The organism is Marinobacter shengliensis (genome assembly GCF_030297115.1).
Taxonomy (GTDB): Bacteria; Pseudomonadota; Gammaproteobacteria; order Pseudomonadales; family Oleiphilaceae; genus Marinobacter; species Marinobacter shengliensis.
The window spans coordinates 1,681,975-1,697,265 of sequence record NZ_AP028062.1; the positions used below are offsets into that span (position 1 = coordinate 1,681,975).

The window sequence follows — 15,291 nt, forward strand, 5'->3', positions numbered from 1 at the left end:
CCCCAAAGGTTATGGGATCAGTTCCAGCTCTTTGCGCATTTCCTCGGCGGTGGGTCGCAGTTGGGCGAGACCTTTTCGGGAGCGACGTTCGCTCAGGTAGTAGAGAATGGGCGAGGCTATGAACACAGAGGAGCTGGTGCCGATGACGATTCCGAACAGCATGGGTAAGGCGAAGCTGGATACCGCAGCACCGCCGGCGATGCCCATGGGCAACAGTGCCAGGAACGTGGTCACGGAGGTGAACACGGTTCGGGTGAGGGTGGAGGAGATGCTGCGGTTTAGCAATTCCAGCATGGGCATGTCCGGTGTTTGCCGCAGGTTTTCCCGGATACGGTCGAACACCACCACTTTGTCGTTCACGGAATAACCAATCAGGGCCAGCAAGGCGGCCACGGCGGTGAGGTTGAACTCCACACCGGCCAGGGCGAAGAAGCCGATGGTTTTGGTGAGGTCCAGGGCGATGGTGATGGTGGCGGCCAGGGCGAAGTGGGATTCAAAGCGAATCCACAGGTAGGCCAGCATGCCGGCGCCTGCCAACAGGATGGCCAGGATGGTGGCATCGCTGAAGCCGCCGCTGACTTTCGGGCCGACCACGTCCACTTTCGGGAAGCTGGCATCCGGCTGCAGGCTGGTGACGGCGGATTTCAGGGCGTCTACCGGGTGTGCCGCGCCTGTGTTGGAGCTGGCATCCGCCGGGAGCCGGATCAGGAAATCACCGTCCTGGTCGAACTCCTGAATGGACGCAGCGCCCAGTTGCTGGCTTTGCAGGGTTGTTCGCAACTCATCCACGGAGACAGAAGGCGCGCGCACTTCCACCAGGGTGCCGCCGGTGAAATCCACGCCGTAATCCAGGCCGGGTTGGATGAACAGGGCGATGGAGGCAATCGACAGAACGCCAGACAGCACCAGGCCAATCACCCGGCCTTTCATGAAGTTGACGCCCCTCTCGCTTAGGCGATCCAGCCAGGCAAACCCTGCAATGGTGAGCGGCTCCCGCTCCCGGCCCTTGATCCACCATTCCATGACCAAGCGGTTGAAGGCGACGGCGGTGAACAGGGAAGTGAGCAAGCCGATGCCGATGGTTACCGCGAACCCTTTTACCGGGCCGCTGCCAAACATAAACAGCAGGCTGACGGCAATCAGGGTGGTCACGTTAGAGTCCAGAATGGTGCTGTAGGCACGCCCGAAGCCTTCCCGGAGTGCCATCCAGGCGACTTTGCCTTTGCGGGATTCCTCCCGGATGCGTTCGTTGATCAGGATGTTGGCATCGACCGCCATGCCAATGGTGAGGATGATGCCGGCAATGCCCGGCAGTGTCAGTGTGGCCCCGAGTATACTGAGCAATCCCAGAACCAGGCCGATGTTCACGGCTAATCCGGCACAGGCGATCAACCCCCAGCGGCCATAGATACCAAGCATGAAAGCGATCACCAGGGCTGCGCCGAGCAGGCCGGTGCTCACACCCATGGCGATGGCATCGCTGCCGAGGTCCGGCCCTACCGTGCGTTCTTCGATGACGTGCAGAGGCGCGGGCAGGGCGCCGGCTCTCAGTAACAGGGCCAGGTTGCTTGCTTCCGCGGTGGTGAAGGAGCCGCTGATTTCGCCGCTGCCGCCGGCAATCACGCTGCGGATGACCGGCGCGGTGATCACGTGATTGTCCAGCACGATGGCCAGTGGCCGGCCGATGTTCTGGCGGGTCATGTCGCCGAACAGGCGGGTGCCCTCGGAGTCGAGTTTGAAGTTGACCACCGGTTCGGTAGTGTCTTGGTTAAAGGCCATTTGGGCATCGCTGATGTGTTCGCCCTGCATGGCTACCCGTTTCTCCAGCACATATTCCTGTTCGCCAGTGGCGTCGGTTAGCCGGAGAACGGCGGAGCGCCGGCTTTCATCCGGCTTGGCAACCCAATGGAAGGTCATCTGGGCGGTGGTGCCTAAGAGTTCGCGGATATGAGCCGGGTCGGCCACACCGGGCATCTGCACCAGGATATGGTTCTTGCCCTGGCGGGTAATGCTGGGCTCCACCAGGCCGGTTTCGTCCAGGCGCCGGCGTACCACTTCGAGGCTGCGTTCTACGGCATCTTTGAGGAGCAGGTCTTCCGGTTGGCCCGGGTTGTTGGCGAGCAGTTCGGTGGCGTCAACTTCCAGCAGCAGGTGCGAGCCGCCCTGCAAGTCGAGCCCGAGTGACAGGGTGTTCTCCAGGTACCAGTCCGGGAACTTGTCGGCCAGGTTGGCCGGCAACAGATTCGGCATTGCGCTCAGTAGCCCGAGCACAATCACCAGGCCATACACCATGGCCCGTGAACGTAATGATTTCATCGGTAATCCTTGATAAACAGGGTCGCGGTCAGACAGGCGTTACGGCCGGTCTGCGTGATGTTCTGTACAGAGGATTAGGCGATGGGCGGTGCCCGCAGGGGCGGAGTGGTGAAATCAGCGAGGGACGCTGCTCGCTCGGTGCGGTAGTCGGCTGCCGGTACCGGAGAGCGGGACTGCGACCAGAGCACAGCGCCAAAAAGCCGGGCCAGGTGCTCCGGGGAATCAATGAGGGGCTCGTCTTCCGCTGAGCCGGTGTCTGCCACCGCCAACGCCGGGTTGTGGCTGGCAACCACCAGATGGTCCAGGTGATTGACAACAACCTTGCCCGCCGGGCTCGGCTGAGCGTGCGCTTGGGTGATCGAACAAAGAAGAACCAGCGCAAACACAGCCACGGCAAAGCCGGACACCATCCGGCGCCAGGGCGGTAACTGTGTTGCAAGGTTTCTGTTCATGGAAATGTTCCCGGGAGGTTTCTCCATTATTGGGGCAATGCCCCCGGGATTCAAGTTGGGGTCAGACCCCAAGACATTTCGCCCCTTCAAATGTGCTGGGGTCTGACCCCAAATTATTACTGCGGGCGGCGGTTGAAAATCCCGATAATGGGGGTGCCGTGGGCCCGCAGGACTGGTTCGATTTCGCGATGCAGGGCGTGGTAGCGGTAGAAGGGCACTCTGGGAAACAGATGGTGGATGGAATGCAGATTCTGCCCGAGCCAGAACCATTCCAGCGGCTTCATAGCGGTGGGCATGATCAGGCTGTTAGTGTTGCGGTAGCGCTTGGGCTCCTTGTAGGGCAGGTGCGGCCGGTAAGCAAACCAGTAGGCGGTGAAGGCGCCGCCAATCAAATATCCCAGAAGCACAACCACTGCTGCTCCGCTTTGGCTGACCAGAGCCAGGAACACCACTCGCCAGCCGATGGATACCATCAGTTCTGTGCTGTAGATAGCCCGTTCCTTGCGGGATGCGGTACCCCAATGTTGACGGGCGAAGAAAGTGTTCTGTACCCACAGGAACTTGAGTACCGTCAGCAGGGCGCTGAAGGGCCCCTTGCCCATGCCGCTGATAAGGAAGTCCGGGTCTTTATCTGGCTGGTTGGTGTAGCGGTGATGGGTGAAGTGCTCCAGCCGGTGAGATTGGTAGGGCACGGCAATCAGCGGCGCAACCAGATACCCGCACAGATGGTTGAGCCAGGTCAGCTGGTCGTGTTCACCGTGGATATTGTTGTGAACGGCCTCGTGCAGCGGTGTGTAGGAGAAATACGTCAACGCGCCGATCAGCAGGGTGGCGGCCCAAGCGGGTAGCAGCCCGGCGGCGAAAAGTGCCAGCGTAAGCGCAAAAGCCCCCACCGTGGCAAAGGTCAGCACCACTGTGGGCCAGGCCACTTCCCCCATGTGCTTTTTTGCGGCGGCGATGGCCTGCTTGTTCAGGGTGGTCAGGTCTTCTGTCATCGGGCTCTCCGGTTGGTTCGGACAATGCCCACAGTAAACGCGCCGCGCCAGCTCAGACAGGGCAGCTTCGGCCAATCAACAGGCATAAATGGCCTTGGCACTCTGTGCGCTTGTCGGGTTTGCGACGGCGGGGCATACTCCCGGGCTATGTCTAACTCCGATACGCTTCTGCATCCCGTCACCATCAGCCAGGTCATGATCAATTTTGCCGCCCGGCAAGGTGTGGATCGCCAGACCTGCTTGCTGGGTACCGGTATTGCTGAAGAAGACCTGCAGGTTGCGGATGGCCTGATTACCCGCGCCCAGGAAATGCGGCTGATCGAGAACCTGATTCTGGCGCTGCCAGACATGCCCGCCCTCGGGTTCCGGATTGGCCTGCAGTATAACGTGTCGACCTTCGGTATCTGGGGCTTCGCCTTGCGCACCAGCCGTACCTTGCGGGATGCCACTGCATTAGCCTTGCGGTACCTGCCACTCAGCACCGCCTACTGCCAGATGTACACATTCGTGGAGGGTGATGACTTCGGCGTTGCGTTTGATGCTGACGATGTTTCCCGGCATTTACGCCAGTTTTTGCTGGAGCGAGATTTGGCCACGGGGCTGAATCTGTTCAAAGAGCTGAGCCTGGCTGGGTTTGATGTGCAGGCAATCGAGCTGAAAGGCGAGCCACTGGCCTATGCCTCCTGCCTTGAAGAGCTGAGCGGTGTGGGGTTGACGTTTTACAAGCCGCGCAATGCCCTGGTTATCCGGCGGGCCGATGCCGACCGGCCACTGCCCACCTTCGACCCGCACCTGGTGCAAGTGCTGGACCATCAATGTCGTCAGCAACTTGAGCGGCGGCAATCTGGAGGCTTTGCCGGACAGGTCCGGCAGCAGTTACTCGGGCCACTGGGGCTGGTGGCGTCGCTGGATGAGGTGGCAAGATCATTGGCGATGTCTCCCCGCAGTCTCCGGCGCAAGCTCGACCAGGAGGGCACCAGTTTTCGTAAGCTGTTGGAAGAAGAACGCCGCCAACTGGCGTTGCAGCTGCTCGAGAACAGCGCCATGAAGCAGGACGAACTTGCCATCCATCTCGGCTACACAGACACCGCCAGCTTTACCCGAGCCTTCCGCCGCTGGATGAACTGCTCTCCCGGGGAATACCGTAAAGCCGCCCCACGAACGCCGGACTAAACCCATTTTTGGGGTCAGACCCCAAGACATTTCACCCCTCCAAATGTCCTGGGGTCTGACCCCAAAGGTTATTTCAGGGCCTGGTGGAGGTCGGCGATTAAATCCTGGGCGTCTTCCAGGCCTACGGACAGGCGCAGCATGCCGTCGCCGATGCCGCGTTTAAGGCGTTCTTCCCGACTCAGGCTGTGGTGGCTTGTGGCGCTGGGTTGGCTGACCAGGCTTTCGACTCCGCCAAGGCTGGTGGCCAGGAGGAAGACTTTCAGGGAATCCGCCACACGTTCGGCTGTTTGCTGGCCGCCTTCCACTTCAATGCTGAGCATGCCGCCGAAGCCGGTCATTTGTTGTTTGGCCAGTTCGTGGCCTTCGAAGGAGGGCAGGCCAGGGTAGTGGACTTTGGTGATTTTCGGGTGCTGTTCCATAGCGCGGGCCACCGCCATGGCATTTTCGTTGTGCTGGCGGATTCGTACCGGCAAGGTTCGCAAGCTGCGGGAGAGCAGGGCGGCGGTTTCCGGGGCGATCAGTTGGCCGAGGTTTTTTCGCCAGGCGGCGACCGCTTTAGCCAGTTCGGCTGAAGTCATCAGAGCCCCGGCGGTGATGTCGCTGTGGCCACCCAGATATTTGCTGGCGCTGTGCAGTACCAGATCCGCCCCCAGTGCCAGCGGTTGCTGATTAATAGGGCTGGCGAAGGTGTTGTCCACCGCCACCAGGGCACCGCGGCGGTGGGCGATTTCGGCAATGGCGCGAATATCCAGGAGCGCCAGGTTCGGGTTGGCGGGTGTCTCGAAATACACCAGCTTGCCCGGCACATCCAAACGGTTTTCCAGCTGCGCCAGCTCTTCCCTGAACAGGAATTGCACATCAATACCCAGCGCCATGCAGTGGTTTTTCAGCAACTCCTGGGTGCCACCGTACAAATCACCCACGCACACAATGCCCTTGCGGCCATGGGTCAGAACAGTCGCAGAGATGGCCGCCATGCCAGAAGCGAACGCCAGTGCCGCTTCAGCATTCTCCAGCCCGGCCAGGCCCTGTTCCAACTCATTGATGCTTGGGTTGGTGCCCCAGCGGGTGTACAGGTTGCCTTCCGTGCGCTTCTCAATCACATCCAGCAAGGCTGCCGTGTTCTCGAACCGGTAAGTGGTGGTGTTGTACACCGGCGAGTAAGGGCTGCCGAACGCATCTTTGTGGCGGCGGTTGTGAATGATGCGGGTGGCGGGGCCTGGGTTATCTGGCTTGGTCATGGGCGGTCCTGTCTAATTTGGGGTCAGACCCCGGTACTCAGATACCGCCACACATTACATTTAGCCGGTCAAAATGTCTTGGGGTCTGACCCCAAAAATTGGAGGGGGAGGTAGTTGAAGCCGCCGGTGGGGAACATGGCCCGCTGGGGGGCGTCGCTACCGACCACTTCGATGCCATTAATCTGCTTCAGCAGTTCTTCCATGAAAATTCTCAGTTCCAGCCTCGCCAGCGGTGCTCCGGGGCAGATGTGGATGCCGGCGCCGTAGAGCAGATTCTTCGGGGCGTTCTGGTGCGGGCAGAAGTTGTCCGGGTCGCCGAAGGTGTCTTCATCCCGGTTGGCCGAGGCCCAAAGCAGGGTGATCTTTTCGCCAGCTGGAATGTGGCGGCCGCCGATCTCCACGTCGCGGGTGGTGATGCGCCGGTTAGAGATCAGCGGGGCATCCATCCTCAGGATTTCGTCGATGGCGTCGGAAAGCTGTTCGGGCGCTGCCTTGAGATCGTTCAACAGGGCTGGGTAGTGGGCCAGGTAGTTGGTCAGGATGGAGATGCTGGCGGAGATCGTGGCCAGCTCGCCTACGGTCCAGTTGCGTAACAGGCTGACTAATTCCCCGTCGGTCATGGGGGTGCCATTGACCTGTTCTTGCATCAGCTGAGTCGTTACGTCATCCGGTGCCTGCTCGCCAGCCTGGCGTCGGCTATCCAGCAAATCACGGATGTAGCCGTCGAACTCTTCTGCCACTTCCGCCATGGCGGCACGGTCGGCGGCCAGGGTTGCCCGGTGGTTCTTCATTACCCACTCCGCCAATGGCTGGTGAAGGCTGTCGGGCCAGCCCATAAAGGCGCACTGCATTTTCAGGGCGAATGGGCGGCTGAGGGCGTTGACCACATCCACCGGCTGGTTCTTTTGCAGATCATTGACGAGCCTCCGGGCGACGTCCCGGCATTGAGGCTCAAAACGGGCCATGGGTTCCGGGGCGAAGTACGGCTCAATGGTTTTGCGGTAGGGGGTATGCTCGGGTGGATCCATACCGTTGGGCACGGAAAGATGCGCAGAGACGGCATTGCTGAAGGTGTCGTGGTCTTCCAGAACACGCATCACATCGGCGTGGCGGAACAGCGTCCACTGCTGGTAGTCACTCCAGGCCACCGGGCAGGTCTGGCGCATGTCATCGTAGGCCCGGATCTGATTCTGCTGGACGTCTTTGGCTCTGGGGTCCCAGTCCTGGTGACGCTGTTCTGCCATACGGCCTCCTTGGATTATTCGGTTAGCTTGGAGGAAGCCTAACATCGGAGGCCGTCGAGCCTTTGGAGAAATATCAAGTGCTGATATTTGTAAAGGAAACTGCTTATGCTTTTCGGGTAACGCTCACCACCTTCAGGTGGATAGGCTTGCGGCCTTTCATTGGCCATTCAATGCTGTCGCCAATGCTCAGGCCCAGCATGGCGGCACCGGCCGGGGCCAGGATAGACACTTTATGGTCCGCGTCACCCACTTCGTGGGGGTATACCAGCATCATCTCGTGTTCTTTGCCGGCGTCTTCGTCTACAAATCGCACCATTGAGTTCATGGTAACCACGCCCTCGGGCATCTCTGCCAGCGGCTTGAGGTCTGCACGGCTCAGTTCTTCCTCCAGGCCATCAGCCACTTCGGATTTGCCGGCCATGCGCTCCAGCAGGGTGCTGAGGCGGTTGTAATCTTCTTCGGCAACAGTAATCGCAGGTAAATCAGACATAGTAATCTCCGGAAAAAGGTTCAGGTATGTTTGGTTAAGTGCTGAATCCGGGGAGGTGTTGGGGGGGATTCAGCGAAATCAGAGACGGACAGAAGCCCTGCCGGTGTTCACAAGAGAAGACCGCAGTGCCGGAGGGAATGTGTGAATGCTGGTGCTTGGTTTGTTCACGATGAACTCATCACACGGGAATAGACAATAATCTGAAATCTACCCGCTGTGTCTGAAAAGAGCAACGTGCAATTGAGGCCCGGCCGGTTTATACGGATGGCCGGGCCCTGAGCCAGGTGGGGTTATTTGGGCAGGCAGTTGGTAACCGCGTCGGCGATGCTGTACTGGAAGTTGATGTAGCCTTCCACATTGCTTTCAATATCGGTGGCCAGCGGGTCCCAGGTGCTGAAGGTGACATCCAGGCCATCGGTGATGGAGCGCCACCACTGCCGGTTGAACTGGGGTTCCGTGAGCAGACAGGGCTGGTTGGCTTGCTGCAGCTTGCGCTGAACTTCGGCGATATGCCTGGCACCGGGGGACAATTCCGGGTTCAGGGTTAGTACGCCGTCCAGAGTCAGGCCGTAATGCTCAGCAAAACGGGTGAAGGCGTCGTGGTAGGCGAACAGGCTGATATTCTTTGCGCCGCTGAGTCGAGCGCGAATGTCCTGCTCAGCCTTGGCCAGGCTTTCTTCAAACCGCGCCAGGTTGGCATCAAGTTGGTCGGCACTCATGCCGTCCAGAGTGGCTAGCCTGGTACGAACGTCTTTTGCCATCTCCAGTGCCAGCGCAGGATCAATCCAGATGTGGGGGTCTTCGCCGTCGCCATGGTCATGGTGGTGATGATGGGCATGCGCGTCTTCCTGGTGGCCATGACCGTCATGATGATCGTGGTGGCCGTGGTGATCATCATGATGGTCGTGATGATCCTCTTCCTTATCGGTTTCAGGTCCTTCCATGAAGGCCATGGCGCGATCCTGGAATTCCCGACCGCTCAGCAGCCGGTTCAGGAAAGTTTCCATCTCCGGTCCTACCCAGAAAATCACATCGGACTGCTCCAGAGCCCTGCGCTGGGACGGTTTCATGGTGTAGTTGTGGGGGCTTGAGCCCGCTGGCACCAGGGTGGTTACCTTGGCGTCGTCACCGGCCACCGCCTTGACGATCAGTTCCAGTGGTTTGATGGAGGTGACAATGTTGGCTGCTGCGACTGGAGTCGAGGCAACCAGGGCACTCAGCCCGAGTGCGAGGTAAGACGCTTTGATCTGCATGGTGAAGGACTGTCCTGATGGGTTTTGCGATACGTTATAATATTACACTTCAGGTGCGTGGTGCAAAACCGGATCATGCGAAAACCAGCCATGGCCGCTATAATGCCGGCTTTATTCACTGGTCAGTTATTTTCAGGATGGTTTCATGACTGTACGCACCCGAATTGCCCCGTCGCCCACTGGCGACCCCCACGTTGGTACCGCCTACGTGGCCCTGTTTAATCTGTGCTTTGCTCGCCAGCACGGTGGTCAATTCATTCTGCGCATTGAAGATACCGACCAGGCCCGCAGCACGGCCGAATCCGAGCAGGATATTCTCAAAGCGCTGCGCTGGCTGGGTCTGAACTGGGATGAGGGTCCCGACGTGGGCGGCCCACACGGCCCCTATCGCCAGTCTGAGCGTAAGCACATGTACGGTCAGTACGCGGAAGACCTGGTGACGGCCGGCCACGCTTTCTATTGCTTCCGCACCCCGGAAGAGCTGGATGCCATTCGCGAGGAGCGCAAGGCCCAGGGGCTTAACCCGGGCATCAAAGGTGACCTGGAGCTGCCCCAGGAAGAAGTGAAGCGCCGCCTGGATGCTGGTGATCCGTACGTTATCCGCATGAAAGTGCCGGATGAAGGCGTGTGCGAGATTCAGGATATGCTCCGGGGCACCATCGAGATCGACTGGGCCCAGGTGGATTGCCAGATTCTGCTGAAATCCGACGGCATGCCTACGTACCATCTAGCCAACGTGGTGGATGACCACCTGATGGGCATTACCCATGTGCTGCGCGGCGAGGAGTGGATTAACTCTGCGCCCAAGCACAAGCTGCTGTACCAGTACTTTGGCTGGGATATGCCGGAGCTGTGCCACTTGCCGCTGCTGCGTAACCCGGACAAGAGCAAGTTGTCGAAGCGCAAGAACCCCACCAGCATCAACTTCTATGAGCGCATGGGCTTTCTGCCGGAGGCGGTCACCAACTATCTGGGCCGGATGGGCTGGTCCATGCCGGATGAGCGTGAGAAGTTCACCCTGGATGAGATGATCGAGAACTTCGACATCCAGCGGGTATCCCTCGGCGGTCCTGTGTTTGATGTGGAAAAGCTGCGTTGGCTGAACGGCCAGTGGATTCGTGACGAGCTGAGCGACGAGCAGTTCATGGAGCGCATGCACCAGTGGTGGTTCAATCGCGACGACCTGCAAGCGCTGGTGCCGCATATCAAGGGCAGGGCAGAGGTGTTCTCTGATGTAGCGCCCATGGCCCAGTTTATGTTCAGCGGCATGCTGAACCTGAAGCCGGAAGACTTCGCCCATAACAAGCTGGATGAAGGCCAGGTCAAGCGGGTGCTGCAGTTCACCCTGTGGAAGCTGGAGGCCCAGCGCCACTGGAGCAAGGACACCATCTTTGCTGACATCAAGGCCCTGGCGAGAGCACTGGAACTTAAGATGGGGGATTTCATGTTCCCGATCTTCGTGGCCATTGCTGGAACGCCCAATTCCTGGTCGGTGATGGACTCCATGGCCCTGCTTGGCCCGGACATGACCCGCTCCCGTTTGCGCCATGCACTGGATGTGATGGGCGGCTTTTCCAAGAAAGAAACCAAGAAAGTAGAGAAGGAATACGCCGCCCTGGGTATTTGATGAGCGGTTTGTTGGTTAATTGAACGACGCGAACAGGGATGTTCAAAAAACTTTAAAAAAAGCGGAATCGGGTGTTGACGCCCCAAGGGCGGATCCTTAATATACGCATCCGTTGAGGGGCCATAGCTCAGCTGGGAGAGCGCAACACTGGCAGTGTTGAGGTCAGCGGTTCGATCCCGCTTGGCTCCACCAATTTCTAGTCCCCTTCGTCTAGTGGCCTAGGACTCCGCCCTTTCACGGCGGCAACAGGGGTTCGAACCCCCTAGGGGACGCCAATTCGGCTTGACGGTTTAGTCCACCGGATAGCCATAAAAAAACCGCCTTCGGGCGGTTTTTTTATGCTTACTCAAAACCCGCAGGGTTTTAAAGGGTCAGTCCCAGGGGTCAGACCCGAGAAGCAATCGCCCCCTTGCCAACTCCCTCATAAGCCTTCACCCGAATCTCGTCTTCCGGAAACTCTGCCTTCAGTTTGTCGGCGATGTGGGCGGCAATGAGTTCCACGGTGGTGTCGGTGTCGAGCATGTATACGCGGCTTTCCGGCAGGGTTAGGGCGAATTCGCCCTGGTTGGCTTCGTATTCGAAGGTGATGTAGCCAACGCCGTCTTCGCCAACAAAGCGCCGGGTCACGTCTTCTTCGGTGCCAACATAGATATCCTTCCACAACTTGGCCCAGCGGTTTTCCAGGTCGTAGTCCCGGTGGCCGTTGCGGTCTATGCGGATGGGAGAGCGGTGGCCGTGGGCGATGCGTTGGCAGTTGCCCAGGTGCTTCTTCAGGCCGTGCACGTAGTGGTAGTATGCGCCTTCGATCACATCTTCCCGCAGGTTGATCTCAACCGACGTGACGTTGCCAGGCAGAACGGCTTTCAGTTCTTTTTCCAGCAGGGCCGCCACGGCAGACGGCACTACCCGGTCAGATGACAGCCACACCACGGCCTCGTCGGGGGAGCGGTGTTCAATGCGGCTGCCATCGGTCAGGTTCCAAATGAAAGCATCTGGTGTCTCTTCGTCCCAATTCAGGCCTTCATAGCCACGTGGAATCACCAATCGGTGATCGACCCGTTCATCGATTACCCGCTTGATGGTGCGTTTTACCAGGCTGAAATCGAACACCATACCCTGGTCGTCCAGTTCACCGCCCAGGACTACGTCTGTAATCCAGCTTTCACCCACAAGGCCCCGGGCCGGGTCCAGGTAGGCAAAGTCAATCACGGTGATGTTGTCGACAAAGAGGTGGTTCATGGGTGGTCCGGCTGATTTGGTTGCATGGTGGCGGAATTCTAGCAAAAATCGGGTGATTCAGCAGTTTACTGCGGCTTGCCTGGATTCCCGCATACCAAGGAGAACGATATCTTAACCAGCAACGATGTTTCCCACGATCAGCAGTTTCCGGCATTGGTGCTGGCCGCTGGGCGAGCCTCACGGATGGGGTGCACGAAGCAACTCCTGATGCTGCCGGGTGGTGAATCGTTGTTGTCCAGGGCCGTTGGGCAGGCTCGGTTGTTGTCCCGACAGGTCAGGGTAGTGGCCGGTTGTGGTTACCCCCTGGTTAGATACCGCTGCGCGCTGCAGCCGGGCGCCTGGATCTATCATCCGGATTGGTCGCAAGGACTGGCCGGATCACTGGCGGCGGGTATCCATCAACTGGGGCGGCAGGCTCTGGGTGTGTTTGTGGTCTTGGCAGATCAGCCGCTGCTGGCGCCCGAAGGGTTGAAACAGCTGGCAGCGCAGGCCCGCGCTGAGCCCGAGCGGCCATGGGGAGCGAGTTACGGGGATCGTGTGGGGGTGCCTGCCTGGATACCCCGTTCATTGTGGCCGCAAGTGGTGGCTCTGGCGGGGGACGCCGGGGCGGGGCGGGTACTGAATCGTTCAGGCGCTGGAGCCATTGATATTGCCGGGGTGCAACCGGATGTTGACACCCCGGAAAGTTGGCAGGAAGTCAGGCGGTTATTAGCCGAACAAACCTGACAGCCAGGCAATACCCACAGTGAATATGCCAAGGCTGACCGCCAGTCCCAGCGTGTAGATGCGGGAGTTGGCAGAGCGCTGTTGCGATACATACAGATCAATGGTGCGCTGGGCAATGTCTTCGGCGGTTTCACGGGAGATTTCGTGGGCCTGCTGAATGGCCTCAGACTGCAGGGTCTGCCAGAACTCGGTGTCGATGGTCTGAACGCTGGTGATGTGGTCTTTCAGCTCTGCCATGTGCTCAGCGGTGAAGCCGGCGTTTTTCGACAGTTCCTTCTTCAGCCGGGCCAGTTCCTGGCTCAGGCTCAGGTTGACCTCGGCGGCAACGTCATCCCGAAGGTTGCGGGTGCGGTCATCCAGCAGCTTGGTGAGTTCGTTCAGCCGTTCTTCAATGGCCGCGTCCTGTTTGCTCCGATTCTCGTCCAGGGCCCGCTTCAGGTGGTCAAACTGCTCGTCAAACAGGTCACTGAGTAGTTCGTGCAGGCGGTTGTTGATGTGGGTTTTTACCGCAGAACGGGCAATCTGCTCGATCAGGTCGCTGGTCAGTGGCACCACGTTCGGGCTGGTATGTCCGTTAGCGCCGATATCGCCTTTCGGTGACATCTCCACTGAGGCATCTGTGGGTATGTGCAACAGTTCGTCTTCAGTATCCGGCAATTCGGCGTCGTTTGCGGTGGTAACCGTGGGCGGCAGTGTTCCCTGTTCCACGTCACTGGCCAATTGGTCCAGAACCAGGCTGAGGCCATCGGTTTGCGGGGGTTTGGTCAGGATGTTGTACACCCCGAAATTGCGGGCCTCTTCCACAAACGAGGAGGACTTCTTCGAGGTGCACATGATGATGGGGATGCCGGCGGTATCCGGGTTCCCCTTGATGGCTTTGGTGGCCTCAACGCCGTTCATGCCGGGCATCAGGTGGTCCATAAAGATCACGTCCGGGCGATCATGGCTTTTCAGGAAGTCCAGTGCTTCCTCGGCAGAGCCCGCCATGTTTACTTCCATGTCCCGACCCTCAAGCAGTTTGCTGAGCGCAAATCTTGCTACTTTAGAGTCGTCCACCAGCAGAGCGTTTTTGATTGCCATGTCACTACCTCAACCTGTTACTGCAAACACGTGGTTACTGCGGCCGGGTGGTTACCAGCCTTCCAGTTGCGGGCATTGCGTTGCCCGATAACTCTTGTCCCGATAACACACACCGGGTTCTGTGGTGCGGGCGGTAAAGACTTCGCCAGCCGCAGTGGTCAGGCGCACCTGTCCGTAGGGTTCGCCATGCCGGAACGTAGCTTCTATCGAACTGCCGTTCGGGTTGCGCAGCAGGCCCCTTCCATGGAATCTGCCTTCTATGTACTGGCCCTCGTACTTCTTGCCGTCGGCAAACACTTCTGAGCCCTTGCCGTGGAATTCGCCGTTGGAGAATTCGCCCTCATAGGAGCGGCCGTCCGGGTAGGTCAGGGCGCCCTGGCCATGGAATTCGTCGTTGCGGAAGCCACCAACGTAAAGCATGCCATCAGCAGTGGTGAGCGAGCCATGTCCATTCATGCGGCCGCGGCTCCAGTTGCCGGTGAGGATGTCGCCGTTGTCCAGGGTCAGGGTGCCTTTGCCGTGGAACTGATCCCGCTCGAACTGACCGGTATAGGCGGAGCCATCAGCGCTGCGCCATTGGCCTTCACCGTGGCGCTCGCCATTGTCCCAGTCGCCCTCGTATCTGCTGCCGTCGGGGTACCAGGCCTTACCGGTGCCGTGGAATTTGCCGTCAACAAAGTGTCCTTCGTAGCGAAGGCCGGCCTCATCCTGCCAGGTGCCGTCGCCGGTTCTTACGCCACCAACCCATTCGCCGTTGCGATAATTGACCGTGGTGTAGGCTTCCAGGCGGCCCACCAGTGTCAGCTCCTGGCCTGCGGTCAGTGCAACGGTGTCGGTCCAGGGTTGGTAACCGGGTTTTTCGATGGTTACGTCATAGCGCCCAGGCTTCAGTTCCAGATCAAGCCGGGTGGCGCCATAAGTCTTGCCGTTAATCGTGACCTGGTCGCCCACCACATTGGAGCGCAAGACCAGTTTGCCAGTGCTCGGTGGCGGCGGCTCTTTTGCCTGTTCCGGGGTTGATTGCTGAACCGGGCGTTCAGCCAGAGGAGTGTCCAGCCGGGTGTTGATGGCTGAAACCGGCTCTGCCACGGCAACCATCTCCGGCTGTTCCGGCATGGGGGGCAGGGTGAAGGGTGTGGCGCTGGCGGTTTCAGATACCGGTTGCGAGGGCTGTTCGGGTTCCGGTAAGGCAGGTGCCGGCGCTGGCCGTGGCTCTGGTGCCAAGACCGGCTCCGCCGCCGCGGCTATGGTTTCGGTCACGCCGGGAACGGTTACCTCGGGCACGTCTTTTCTAACCGAGGCAAAGCCGGCGGTAACCAGGAGCATTAACGCAAGGGCGTTTACGAACAGTAGTGGTCTGAAATCGACCATGACGAAACCTCGTGATCCAAACTTACCGGATACTTTCTTATGGTTTCATCTTACCCACTGTCTGCAACGTTATGTAACAGAAAG

At 59.2% G+C, this 15,291-nt stretch carries 13 protein-coding genes and 2 tRNA genes; 5 read left to right on the plus strand and 10 right to left on the minus strand.

The window, feature by feature from the left end; all coding sequences use genetic code 11:
- Nucleotides 1-9: 9 nt before the first annotated feature.
- The 3 genes from secD to QUE75_RS07690 form a co-directional block, all read right to left on the minus strand.
- Nucleotides 10-2,316, minus strand: a complete 2,307-nt coding sequence (gene secD, locus QUE75_RS07680; RefSeq protein WP_286254867.1) for a protein translocase subunit SecD — start codon at nucleotides 2,314-2,316, stop codon at nucleotides 10-12.
- A gap of 74 nt (nucleotides 2,317-2,390) precedes the next feature.
- Complete coding sequence (locus QUE75_RS07685) at nucleotides 2,391-2,768, minus strand: hypothetical protein (protein WP_061331880.1); 378 nt, start codon at nucleotides 2,766-2,768, stop codon at nucleotides 2,391-2,393.
- Nucleotides 2,769-2,884: 116 nt separating this feature from the next.
- Complete coding sequence (locus tag QUE75_RS07690; RefSeq protein ID WP_286254869.1) at nucleotides 2,885-3,763, minus strand: fatty acid desaturase family protein; 879 nt, start codon at nucleotides 3,761-3,763, stop codon at nucleotides 2,885-2,887.
- 147 nt (nucleotides 3,764-3,910) lie between these two features.
- Between QUE75_RS07690 and QUE75_RS07695 the strand changes: the two genes are divergently transcribed.
- Nucleotides 3,911-4,936 carry an AraC family transcriptional regulator gene (locus QUE75_RS07695; protein ID WP_286254871.1) on the plus strand — a complete coding sequence of 342 codons (1,026 nt, stop codon included), beginning with the start codon at nucleotides 3,911-3,913 and terminating at the stop codon, nucleotides 4,934-4,936.
- Nucleotides 4,937-5,004: 68 nt separating this feature from the next.
- Here QUE75_RS07695 and QUE75_RS07700 read toward each other — a convergent pair whose 3' ends face one another.
- The 4 genes from QUE75_RS07700 to QUE75_RS07715 all read right to left on the minus strand — a co-directional run bounded on the left by QUE75_RS07700 (nucleotide 5,005) and on the right by QUE75_RS07715 (nucleotide 9,164).
- Entirely contained in the window at nucleotides 5,005-6,177 is a 1,173-nt protein-coding gene (locus tag QUE75_RS07700; protein ID WP_286254872.1) for a trans-sulfuration enzyme family protein, read from the minus strand.
- Nucleotides 6,178-6,245: 68 nt separating this feature from the next.
- Nucleotides 6,246-7,421: a cytochrome P450 gene (locus QUE75_RS07705; RefSeq protein WP_286254874.1), complete on the minus strand. Its 1,176-nt coding sequence runs from the start codon at nucleotides 7,419-7,421 to the stop codon at nucleotides 6,246-6,248.
- Nucleotides 7,422-7,524: 103 nt separating this feature from the next.
- The gene (gene rnk / locus QUE75_RS07710) at nucleotides 7,525-7,911 is read right to left on the minus strand and encodes a nucleoside diphosphate kinase regulator (protein ID WP_058090393.1); all 387 of its coding nucleotides are present in this window, start codon (nucleotides 7,909-7,911) and stop codon (nucleotides 7,525-7,527) included.
- 290 nt (nucleotides 7,912-8,201) lie between these two features.
- Complete coding sequence (locus tag QUE75_RS07715) at nucleotides 8,202-9,164, minus strand: zinc ABC transporter substrate-binding protein (protein ID WP_286254877.1); 963 nt, start codon at nucleotides 9,162-9,164, stop codon at nucleotides 8,202-8,204.
- 145 nt (nucleotides 9,165-9,309) lie between these two features.
- Here QUE75_RS07715 and gltX point away from each other — a divergent pair, with 145 nt between their 5' ends.
- The 3 genes from gltX to QUE75_RS07730 all read left to right on the plus strand — a co-directional run bounded on the left by gltX (nucleotide 9,310) and on the right by QUE75_RS07730 (nucleotide 11,066).
- Nucleotides 9,310-10,791 (plus strand): glutamate--tRNA ligase, encoded by a 1,482-nt coding sequence (gene gltX, locus QUE75_RS07720; protein WP_286254879.1) that lies wholly within the window; start codon nucleotides 9,310-9,312, stop codon nucleotides 10,789-10,791.
- A gap of 116 nt (nucleotides 10,792-10,907) precedes the next feature.
- Nucleotides 10,908-10,983 (plus strand) — tRNA-Ala (locus tag QUE75_RS07725).
- A 7-nt stretch (nucleotides 10,984-10,990) separates the two neighbouring features.
- A tRNA-Glu gene (locus QUE75_RS07730) sits at nucleotides 10,991-11,066 on the plus strand.
- A 109-nt stretch (nucleotides 11,067-11,175) separates the two neighbouring features.
- On the opposite strand, the gene QUE75_RS07735 is transcribed toward QUE75_RS07730, so the two are convergent.
- Nucleotides 11,176-12,030 carry a 6-pyruvoyl trahydropterin synthase family protein gene (locus tag QUE75_RS07735; RefSeq protein ID WP_138436487.1) on the minus strand — a complete coding sequence of 285 codons (855 nt, stop codon included), beginning with the start codon at nucleotides 12,028-12,030 and terminating at the stop codon, nucleotides 11,176-11,178.
- Between the two features lie 75 nt (nucleotides 12,031-12,105).
- Here QUE75_RS07735 and QUE75_RS07740 point away from each other — a divergent pair, with 75 nt between their 5' ends.
- Nucleotides 12,106-12,756 (plus strand): nucleotidyltransferase family protein, encoded by a 651-nt coding sequence (locus QUE75_RS07740; RefSeq protein WP_286254883.1) that lies wholly within the window; start codon nucleotides 12,106-12,108, stop codon nucleotides 12,754-12,756.
- Here QUE75_RS07740 and QUE75_RS07745 read toward each other — a convergent pair.
- Entirely contained in the window at nucleotides 12,739-13,836 is a 1,098-nt protein-coding gene (locus QUE75_RS07745; protein ID WP_230712702.1) for a response regulator, read from the minus strand. The two genes, QUE75_RS07740 and QUE75_RS07745, sit on opposite strands and share 18 nt — an antisense overlap.
- 51 nt (nucleotides 13,837-13,887) lie before the next feature.
- Nucleotides 13,888-15,207, minus strand: coding sequence for a PEGA domain-containing protein (locus tag QUE75_RS07750; RefSeq protein WP_286254891.1), 1,320 nt, complete (start codon nucleotides 15,205-15,207; stop codon nucleotides 13,888-13,890).
- Nucleotides 15,208-15,291 lie beyond the last annotated feature (84 nt).

Coding starts and splice junctions, on each gene's coding strand:
- gltX (WP_286254879.1), top strand. CDS start 9,310: ATGACTGTACGCACCCGAATTGCCCCGTCGCCCACTGGCGACCCCCAC.
- secD (WP_286254867.1), bottom strand. CDS start 2,316: ATGAAATCATTACGTTCACGGGCCATGGTGTATGGCCTGGTGATTGTG.
- QUE75_RS07695 (WP_286254871.1), top strand. CDS start 3,911: ATGTCTAACTCCGATACGCTTCTGCATCCCGTCACCATCAGCCAGGTC.
- QUE75_RS07735 (WP_138436487.1), bottom strand. CDS start 12,030: ATGAACCACCTCTTTGTCGACAACATCACCGTGATTGACTTTGCCTAC.
- QUE75_RS07715 (WP_286254877.1), bottom strand. CDS start 9,164: ATGCAGATCAAAGCGTCTTACCTCGCACTCGGGCTGAGTGCCCTGGTT.
- QUE75_RS07700 (WP_286254872.1), bottom strand. CDS start 6,177: ATGACCAAGCCAGATAACCCAGGCCCCGCCACCCGCATCATTCACAAC.
- QUE75_RS07685 (WP_061331880.1), bottom strand. CDS start 2,768: ATGAACAGAAACCTTGCAACACAGTTACCGCCCTGGCGCCGGATGGTG.
- QUE75_RS07705 (WP_286254874.1), bottom strand. CDS start 7,421: ATGGCAGAACAGCGTCACCAGGACTGGGACCCCAGAGCCAAAGACGTC.
- rnk (WP_058090393.1), bottom strand. CDS start 7,911: ATGTCTGATTTACCTGCGATTACTGTTGCCGAAGAAGATTACAACCGC.
- QUE75_RS07690 (WP_286254869.1), bottom strand. CDS start 3,763: ATGACAGAAGACCTGACCACCCTGAACAAGCAGGCCATCGCCGCCGCA.
- QUE75_RS07745 (WP_230712702.1), bottom strand. CDS start 13,836: ATGGCAATCAAAAACGCTCTGCTGGTGGACGACTCTAAAGTAGCAAGA.
- QUE75_RS07750 (WP_286254891.1), bottom strand. CDS start 15,207: ATGGTCGATTTCAGACCACTACTGTTCGTAAACGCCCTTGCGTTAATG.